The organism is Mesorhizobium sp. M4A.F.Ca.ET.022.05.2.1, assembly GCF_003998845.1.
Lineage (GTDB): Bacteria > Pseudomonadota > Alphaproteobacteria > Rhizobiales > Rhizobiaceae > Mesorhizobium.
On the sequence record NZ_RZOJ01000254.1, the window covers coordinates 1 to 8,899 of the forward strand.

Below are 8,899 nucleotides of genomic sequence, written 5' to 3' on the forward strand. Positions count from 1 at the left end.
ATGTTCTATTGGAACGATGAGGTCGTGGACCCCAACGTCTCGCCGCTGAACGGCGCCACCCAGGAAACCTTCGGCGTCGGCACCGAGCTGAAGAAGATCGACGACTACACCGTCGAGTGGACCTTCAAGGACGCCTTCCCGCGACAGTACCTCTATGCCATGGCCTACGGCACCTTCTGCCCCGGCCCCTCGCATATTCTGAAGCCGCAGCATCCGAAATATTCCAAGAACACCTACGACCAGTTCAAGAACGCCTTCCCGCCGGAATACATGAACATGCCGGTGATGGGCGCCTGGGTCCCGGTCGAATATCGGCCGGACGACATCATCGTCATGCGCCGTAACCCGTACTACTGGAAGGTCGACGAGAAGGGCAACCAGCTGCCCTACCTGAACGAGTTGCACTACAAGCTGTCTACCTGGGCCGACCGCGATGTTCAGGCGGTGGCGGGTTCGGGCGACTTCTCCAACCTGGAGCAGCCGGAAAACTTCGTCGCTTCGCTTAAGCGTGCTGCGGAAAAGGATGCGCCGGCCCGTCTCGCCTTCGGCCCGCGCCTCATCGGCTATAATCTTCGCATGAATTTCTCGGCCAATGGCTGGGGCAATCCGGACGAACGCAGTCAGGCCGTCCGTGAGCTGAATCGCAACGAGGACTTCCGCAAGGCCGTCACCATGGCGCTCGACCGCAAGGCGCTCGGCGACTCCCTGGTGAAGGGCCCGTTCACCGCCATTTATCCGGGCGGCTTCTCTTCGGGCACCTCCTTCTATGACCGCAACTCGACTGTCTACTACCCGTTCGATCTCGCGGGCGCCAAGGCGGAACTCGCCAAGGCCGGTCTCAAGGACACCGACGGCGACGGCTTCGTGAACTTCCCCACAGGAACCGCCGGCGGCAAGAACGTCGAGATCGTCATGCTGGTCAACAATGACTACACCACCGACAAGAGCCTTGCCGAGGGCGTCGTCGGCCAGATGGAGAAGCTCGGGCTTCGCGTCGTGCTCAACGGCCTCAATGGAACCCAGCGCGATGCCTCGCAATATTCCGGCCGCTTCGACTGGCTGGTGCGGCGCAACGACCAGGAGCTGACTTCTGTGGTGCAGAACACCGAGCAGCTCGCTCCGGTCGGCCCGAAGACCAGCTGGAACCACCGCGCGCCGGAAAGCGGCGAGGTCGACCTGATGCCGTTCGAGAAGGATCTCGTCGACATCGTCCGAAAGTTCGTCTCGTCACAGGACAATGACGAGCGCGCCAGCCTGATGAAGCAGTTCCAGAAGATCTCGACGGAACATGTCTACAATGTCGGCCTGACCGAATATCCCGGCGCGTTGATCGTCAACAAGCGTTTCTCCAACATCCCGCAGGGAACGCCGATCTTCATGTTCAACTGGGCCGAGGATTCGATCATCCGCGAGCGGGTCTTCGTCGCCGCCGACAAGCAGCACAAATACGAACTGTTCCCCGAGCAGCTTCCAGGCAAGCCCGGGGACAAGGGCCCGACGAACTGAGTTTCCTCCCCTGACCAAACTCCCGGCCGCGCCGCGCGCGCGGCCGGGACGAGATGAAGTCAGCGGCCAACCACTGAAGCGTGAATGCGAGGAGAACCGGACCGATGCTGCGATTCTTGGCTACGCGCATAGCGTCGGCGATCCCGGTCCTCGCCATACTGAGCCTGGTCACCTTTGCCATCATCCAGGCGCCGCCGGGCGACTATGCCGACTACATCCGCTCGCAACTCATCAACCAGGGCGGCGCCTCGTTCGCCGAAGCCGACGCGCAGGCGCAGGCCTACCGCGTCGAGCATGGCCTCGATAAGCCGCTGCCCATCCAGTATCTGAACTGGATCGGTGGTATCATCACCCGCGGCGATTTCGGCTACAGCCTCTATTACAACAAGCCAGTGGCCGATGTGGTCGGCGAGCGCCTGCCGCGCACGCTGCTGCTGGCGCTGGTCTGCCATCTGCTCGCCTCGGTGCTGGGCATCACATTCGGCATATGGGCGGCGACCCGGCAATATTCCTGGATCGACTCGACGCTGTCGGCCATTTCCTTTCTCGGCATGACGGTGCCGCGCTTCCTGATGGCGCTGATCATCGTCTATCTCCTGGTCTTCCAGTTAAACGTGTCGGAGATCGGCAGCTTCTTTTCGCCGGAGTATGGCGGCGCGCCGTGATCGTGGGCAAAGTTCGTCGACCTGGTCAAGCATGTCTGGCCGGTGGTGGCGATCGCGACTTTCGGCGGGCTCGCCTACAACATGCGAGTCATGCGCGGCAATCTGCTCGACACGCTGAACGCGCAATATGTCGAGACGGCCAAGGCCAAGGGGCTGACTGGCGGCGCCGTCGTCATGCGCCATGCCGTGCCCAATGCACTGCATCCGCTGGTCATGTATCAGGGCGTGGTGCTGCCCTACATGCTGACCGGCGAGATCGAGACGGCGATTATCTTCGCGCTGCCGACCGTCGGACCGGCGATCGTGGGCTCGATGGCGGTCGGCGACGTCTATGTCACCGCCACCTTCATGATGGTGCTGTCGGCGACACTGATCGTGGGCAACATCATCGCCGACATGCTGCTCGTCCTGCTCGATCCGCGCATCCGCCAATACGGGGAGGGCTAGATGCTGGCGCGCGACACATCACTGCCACCGCCGCCCGCCGAGGGAGCCATCGAGAAACCCGCGCGCGGCAATGAGAGCTACATCGCGCTGGTCTGGCGGCGGCTGAAGCGTTCGTGGACCGGGATGGCCGGGCTTTGGCTCGTCGCGCTTCTGCTTCTCATGGCGGTGTTCGCGGAGTTTCTGGCTCCAATGGACCCGAAGGCCACGGATATAGGCTTCGCCCCGCCGCAGCTGCCGAGCTTCCATGACAAGGACGGCAATTTCGTCGCGCGACCGAGGGTGTATGCGCTGGCCGATTCCGCCGATCTCGATCCGGTCACCTTCCAGCCGATCGTCGGCCCCGACTATGAGCATCCGAGACTGCTTGGGTTCTTCGTCGAGGGCGCGCCCTACAAGCTCCTCGGACTGGTCCCGGCGGACCGGCATTTCTTCGCCTCCATGGACGGACAGCCGGTGCATTTCCTCGGCACCGACAAGTTCGGCCGCGACGTGCTGTCACGCGCCATCCACGGCTCGCGCGTCTCGCTGATGATCGCGCTGACGGTCGTCTTCATCATCACCATCATCGGCACCACCGTCGGCATGGTCTCCGGCTATTTCGGCGGCAGGTTCGACGTCTGGGTGCAGCGCTTCGTCGAACTGGTGCTCGCCTTCCCGCAGCTGCCGCTCTACCTGGCGCTGACCACGCTGATCCCGGTCACCGCGCCGACCAACGTTTTCCTCGCCTTTGTCATCATCGTCATGTCGGCGCTGGGCTGGGCGCAGATGTCGCGCGAGGTGCGCGGCAAGACACTGGCGCTGGCGCGAATAGACTATGTACGCGCCGCCATGGCGGTCGGCGCCACCGACCGGCGCATCATCATGCAGCACATCTTCCCCAATGTGATGAGCCACGTGATCGTCGCCGTGACACTGGCGATCCCGACGGTGGTGCTGCTCGAATCCTTCCTCGGTTTCCTCGGCTTTGCGGTCAAGCCGCCGCTGATCTCGTGGGGGTTGATGCTGCAGGACACCGCGACCTATTCGGTCATCGGCACCTATCCCTGGATTCTGTCGCCGGTCGGTTTCGTGCTGGTCACCGTCTTTGCCTTCAACGCGCTGGGCGACGGCCTGCGCGATGCCGTCGACCCCTATTGAGGTGGCTGGGATGTCCGTTGTACTCGCCGAACCCTTCGCACCAGCCTTCCGCCGCGACCATGGCGGGCGCCAGGACAAGCCCATCATCGACGCCCGCAACATCGAGGTCGCCTTCAAGGTCGAGCATGGCGTCGTCGATGCGGTCAAGGACGTCTCGTTCCAGCTCTATCGCGGCGAGACGATCGCGATCGTCGGCGAATCGGGTTCCGGCAAGTCTGTGACGGCGCGCACGGTCATGGGGTTGCTGTCGCGGCGTGCGACCGTGTCGCCCAGATCGAGCGTCGAATATGACGGCCAGGACATCCTGAAATTCCCGGAGAGCGCTCGGCGCAAGCTGCGTGGCAACCGCATCTCGATGATCTTCCAGGAGCCGATGAGCTCGCTCAACCCGATCTATACGGTCGGCAGCCAGATCGTCGAAGCGATCAGGGTGCACCGCAAGGTCAGCCGCAAGGAGGCCTGGGCGCGGGCGCTGGAGCTTTTGCGGCATGTCCAGATCCCTGAACCGGAAGCGCGGCTGAAGCAGTATCCGCATCAGCTCTCCGGCGGGCAGCGCCAGCGGGTGATGATCGCCATGGCTCTGGCAAACGATCCCGATGTGCTGATCGCCGACGAGCCGACGACAGCGCTCGACGTGACGGTGCAGGCGCAGATCCTGAACCTGATCCGCAACCTGCAGAAGGAATTGCGGATGGCGGTGATCCTGATCACCCACGACCTCACTGTGGTGCGCAAGTTCTCCGACTACGTCTATGTCATGCAGCATGGCGAGATGTGCGAACACAATATCACGGAACGGCTCTTCGCCGATCCGCAGCATCCCTATACGCGACGGCTGCTGGCCTCCGAGCCGCGTGGGCGGCCGCAACCATTGCCCGAGGGCTGCGGCACCATCCTCGAAGCGAACCGCGTGCGCGTCTGCTTCATGCTGCGCCACGGCAGCTTCCTGAAGCCCGACTGGCGCGAGCTGGTCGCCGTCGACGACCTCGACCTCAAGCTTTGCCGCCACGAGACGCTTGGGTTGGTCGGCGAATCCGGGTCCGGCAAGACGACGTTCGGCCAGGCGCTGCTTCGGCTGCTGGACGCCAAGCGCGGCGAGATCCGTTTCGACGGCCAGCCGATCCAGGGCCTGACCAGGGCCGAGATGCGGCCGCTGCGCTCGCGCATGCAAATCGTCTTCCAGGATCCGTTCTCGTCGCTCAACCCGCGCATGACGATCGGCCAGATCATCGAGGAAGGGCTTGTCGTCAACAGGATCGGTGCGACACGGCGCGAGCGAATCGAGCGGGTGCGCGAGGCGCTGGTCAGCGCCGGCATGCCGGGCGACATCCTCTCGCGGTTTCCGCATGAGTTCTCCGGCGGCCAGCGGCAGCGTATCGCGATCGCCCGGGCGATCGCGCTGGAGCCCGAATTCATCCTGCTCGACGAGCCGACATCTGCGCTCGACCTCTCCGTCCAGGCGCAGATTATCGACCTGCTGCGCAAGCTGCAGGACGAACGCGGCTTGAGCTATCTCTTCATCTCGCACGACCTCAAGGTGGTGCGCGCGCTGTGCCACCGCGTCATCGTCATGCAGCACGGCAAGGTCGTCGAGCAGGGACCTGTCGACGAGGTCCTCACCAATCCCAAGACCGCCTACACCGAACGGCTCGTCCGAGCCGCTTTCGATGTGGCCTGAGCATATGCCGGAGGTTAGCGTGGCAAGAAATCCCAAGATCACATTCATCGGCGCCGGTTCGACGGTGTTCATGAAGAACATTGTCGGCGACGTGCTGCAGCGCCCGTCGCTTTCGGGCGCGACAATCGCGCTGATGGACATCAATCCGCAGCGGCTGGAAGAAAGCGCTCTCGTCGTCAACAAGCTGATCGCGACGCTCGGCGTGAAGGCGAAAGCCGAAACCTATTCGGACCAGCGCAAGGCGCTCGCCGGCGCCGACTTCGTCGTCGTCGCCTTCCAGATCGGCGGCTACGAGCCCTGCACCGTCACCGACTTCGAGGTGCCGAAGAAGTACGGCCTGCGCCAGACCATCGCCGACACGCTGGGCGTTGGCGGCATCATGCGGGGTCTCAGGACCGTGCCGCACCTGTGGAAGATCTGCGAGGACATGCTCGCGGTCTGCCCCGAGGCGATCATGCTGCAGTACGTCAACCCGATGGCAATCAACACCTGGGCGATATCGGAGAAATACCCTGCCATCAGGCAGGTCGGCCTCTGCCATTCGGTGCAGGGCACGGCGATGGAGCTGGCGCACGACCTCGACCTTCCCTACGAGGAAATCCGCTACCGCTCGGCCGGCATCAACCATATGGCCTTCTATCTGAAATTCGAGCATCGCCAGGCGGACGGTTCCTACCGCGACCTCTATCCCGATCTCGTGCGCGCCTATCGCGAAGGCCGCGCGCCCAAGCCCGGCTGGAACCCGCGCTGCCCGAACAAGGTGCGCTACGAAATGTTGACGCGGCTCGGCTATTTCGTCACCGAAAGCTCGGAACATTTCGCCGAATACACGCCCTATTTCATCAAGGACGGCCGCCCCGACCTGATCGAGAAGTTCGGCATCCCGCTCGACGAGTATCCGAAGCGCTGCATCGAACAGATCGAGCGCTGGAAAGGCCAGGCCGAAGCCTACCGCTCGGCCGACCGGATCGAGGTCGAGCAGTCGAAGGAATACGCCTCGTCGATCATGAACTCGGTCTGGACCGGCGAGCCGTCGGTGATCTACGGCAATGTTCGCAACAATGGCTGCATCACCTCGCTGCCCTTCGATTGCGCCGCCGAGGTGCCGTGCCTGGTCGACGCTTCGGGCATCCAGCCTACGTATATCGGCGACCTGCCGCCACAGCTGACGGCGCTGATCCGCACCAACATCAACGTCCAGGAACTGACGGTGCGGGCGCTGATGAGCGAGAACCGCGAGCACATCTACCATGCGGCGATGATGGATCCGCACACCGCGGCCGAGCTCGATCTCGACCAGATCTGGTCGCTGGTCGACGACCTGCTCGCCGCGCACGGCGACTGGCTGCCGGCCTGGGCGCGTAAGGGTGGCCGGAGCAAGGCCGCCTAGGCGCCGGCCTTTTCGCGCGCCACAGCCTGCCAGCCGATGTCGCGGCGGCAAAAGCCCTGCGGCCAGTCGATGCGGTCGAGCGCGGCGTAGGCGCGTTGCTGCGCTTCGCCGACGGTCGCACCCGTCGCCGTGACATTGAGCACGCGGCCGCCATTGGCGACGAGCGCGCCGCCGTTGATGGCGGTGCCGGCATGGAAGATCTCGGCGCCGTCGCTGGCGGCCTCTTCAAGACCGCGGATGACCGAACCCTTTTCCGGCGTGCCGGGATAGCCCCTCGCCGCCATCACCACGGTCAGCGCCGCATCGTCGCGCCAGCGTATCGAGGTATGCGCGAGCTGGCCGTCGACGGCAGCGTTGAGCAGCACCAGGAGATCGTCCTTCAGCCGCATCATCAGCACCTGGCATTCGGGATCGCCGAAGCGGGTGTTGTATTCGATAAGCTTCGGCCCCTTGTCGGTGATCATCAGCCCGGCGAAGAGGATGCCGGCGAACGGCGCGCCGAGCTCGGCCATGCCGTGCATCGTCGGCTCGATGATCTCGCGCATGGTTCGCTCGACCATCTCGGGCGTCATCACCGGCGCCGGCGAATAGGCGCCCATGCCGCCGGTGTTGGGGCCGACGTCGCCATCACCGACGCGCTTGTGGTCCTGAGCGGTGCCGAAGGGCAGCGCCGTGGTGCCATCGCACAGGCAGAAGAAGCTCGCCTCCTCGCCGGTCAGAAATTCCTCGACCACCACCTCGGCGCCGGCGGCGCCAAAGGCGCCATCGAAACAGGCGTCGAGCGCGGCGAGCGCTTCGTCCAAGGTCATGGCGATGGTGACGCCCTTGCCCGCGGCGAGCCCGTCGGCCTTGATGACGATCGGCGCGCCCACCTTCTCGACATAGGCCCTCGCCGAGTCGAGGTCGGCGAAGCGGCCATAGGTGGCGGTCGGGATGTCGTATCTAGCGCAAAGGTCCTTGGTGAAGCCTTTCGAGCCTTCGAGCCGCGCCGCCCGCTTCGACGGACCGAAGACGCGGATGCCCTCGCCGCGCAAGTCATCGGCAATGCCGGCGACCAGCGGCCCCTCCGGCCCGACGACGACGAGATCGATCTTGTTGTCCTTGCAAAAGCCAGCTACCGCGGCGTGGTCGGCAATGTCGAGCTTGACCAGCTCGGCGTCACGGCCAATCCCCGGATTGCCGGGCGCGGCATAGAGTTTGGTCAACAGCGGCGAGGCCGCGATCTTCCAGGCCAGGGCATGTTCGCGGCCGCCGGAGCCGATCACCAAAACGCGCATGCCGATATCCCCAGTCATCCACGACAGGACCTCCCGCTATTGCCCCGGGGCCGGCGGGTCAAGGCTTTTGGCTCGCTCGATGCCGGTTGCGCACGGGAACGTCGCGCCAGGGGCGCCACGTTCCACGCCGATGGGCGGGTCACGTCGGCGCGGTCAGCGCTGGAAAACGACCGGAAACCAGTCTTCACGCAATTTCGGGCCGGGCTGCATGCCGTGCCCCGGATAGGGCGGCGAGGTGCGACCCGGACGCTTGACATAATGCGCGCGGCCGCTTGACGGCGCTCACCGCTGCTGCCACTCCAGCACGATGGAAACCATCCAGTCGAAAGCGGCGCAGGGCCGCGTCGCAGACGCGCCGAGCGGTCACTGGGTCTACCGCGCGCTGCCGCGCGGGCTCTGGCCCTATGCGCAGCTCGCGCGCTGGGATCGCCCGATCGGCTGGCAATTGCTCTTGTGGCCGTGCTGGTGGTCGGCCGCTCTTGCGGCAAGCGCCTATCCGCGTCCGACGGATCCGCTGCTGACCCTGCTGCCGGCGCCCTGGTATCTCTTGCTGTTCCTGGTCGGCGCGATTGCCATGCGCGGCGCCGGCTGCACCTATAACGACCTGGCCGACGAGGACATCGACAGCCAGGTCGAGCGCACGCGCTCGCGGCCGCTGCCGGCAGGCAAGGTAACGCGCCGGCAGGCCTGGATGTTCCTGGTCATCCAGGCGCTGGCGGGCCTGGCGGTGCTGTTGCAGTTCAACAGCTTCGCCATTCCGCTCGGCGTCGCCTCGCTCGTCATCGTCGCGGTCTACCCG

The 8,899-nt window shown here is 64.6% G+C and carries 6 protein-coding genes and 2 pseudogenes; 6 read left to right on the top strand and 2 right to left on the bottom strand.

What is annotated here, in order from left to right; all coding sequences use genetic code 11:
* The 5 genes and pseudogenes from EN745_RS23405 to EN745_RS23425 form a co-directional block, all read left to right on the top strand.
* Window positions 1–1,506, top strand: a 1,506-nt coding sequence (locus tag EN745_RS23405) for an ABC transporter substrate-binding protein (RefSeq protein ID WP_127422373.1), incomplete at its 5' end; no start/stop codon positions are given.
* A gap of 104 nt (window positions 1,507–1,610) precedes the next feature.
* Window positions 1,611–2,618 (top strand): annotated as a pseudogene (locus EN745_RS23410) (ABC transporter permease).
* Complete coding sequence (locus EN745_RS23415) at window positions 2,619–3,755, top strand: ABC transporter permease (protein WP_126055955.1); 1,137 nt, start codon at window positions 2,619–2,621, stop codon at window positions 3,753–3,755. It begins immediately after the preceding pseudogene.
* 10 nt (window positions 3,756–3,765) lie between these two features.
* Window positions 3,766–5,433, top strand: coding sequence for an ABC transporter ATP-binding protein (locus EN745_RS23420; protein ID WP_127422374.1), 1,668 nt, complete (start codon window positions 3,766–3,768; stop codon window positions 5,431–5,433).
* Window positions 5,434–5,452: 19 nt separating this feature from the next.
* A complete protein-coding gene (locus EN745_RS23425) occupies window positions 5,453–6,823 on the top strand; it encodes an alpha-glucosidase/alpha-galactosidase (RefSeq protein WP_126055957.1) in 1,371 nt (456 codons plus the stop codon).
* Here the strand turns inward: EN745_RS23425 and purD are convergent.
* Both purD and EN745_RS37170 read right to left on the bottom strand, forming a co-directional pair.
* Window positions 6,820–8,100: a phosphoribosylamine--glycine ligase gene (gene purD / locus EN745_RS23430; protein ID WP_126055958.1), complete on the bottom strand. Its 1,281-nt coding sequence runs from the start codon at window positions 8,098–8,100 to the stop codon at window positions 6,820–6,822. The genes EN745_RS23425 and purD overlap by 4 nt on opposite strands.
* A 153-nt stretch (window positions 8,101–8,253) precedes the next feature.
* Window positions 8,254–8,364: pseudogene (locus EN745_RS37170) on the bottom strand (phytanoyl-CoA dioxygenase); the annotation flags it as partial.
* Window positions 8,365–8,407: 43 nt separating this feature from the next.
* On the opposite strand from EN745_RS37170, the gene EN745_RS23440 reads away from it, so the two are divergent.
* Window positions 8,408–8,899, top strand: a 492-nt coding sequence (locus tag EN745_RS23440) for a UbiA family prenyltransferase (RefSeq protein ID WP_127422375.1), incomplete at its 3' end; no start/stop codon positions are given.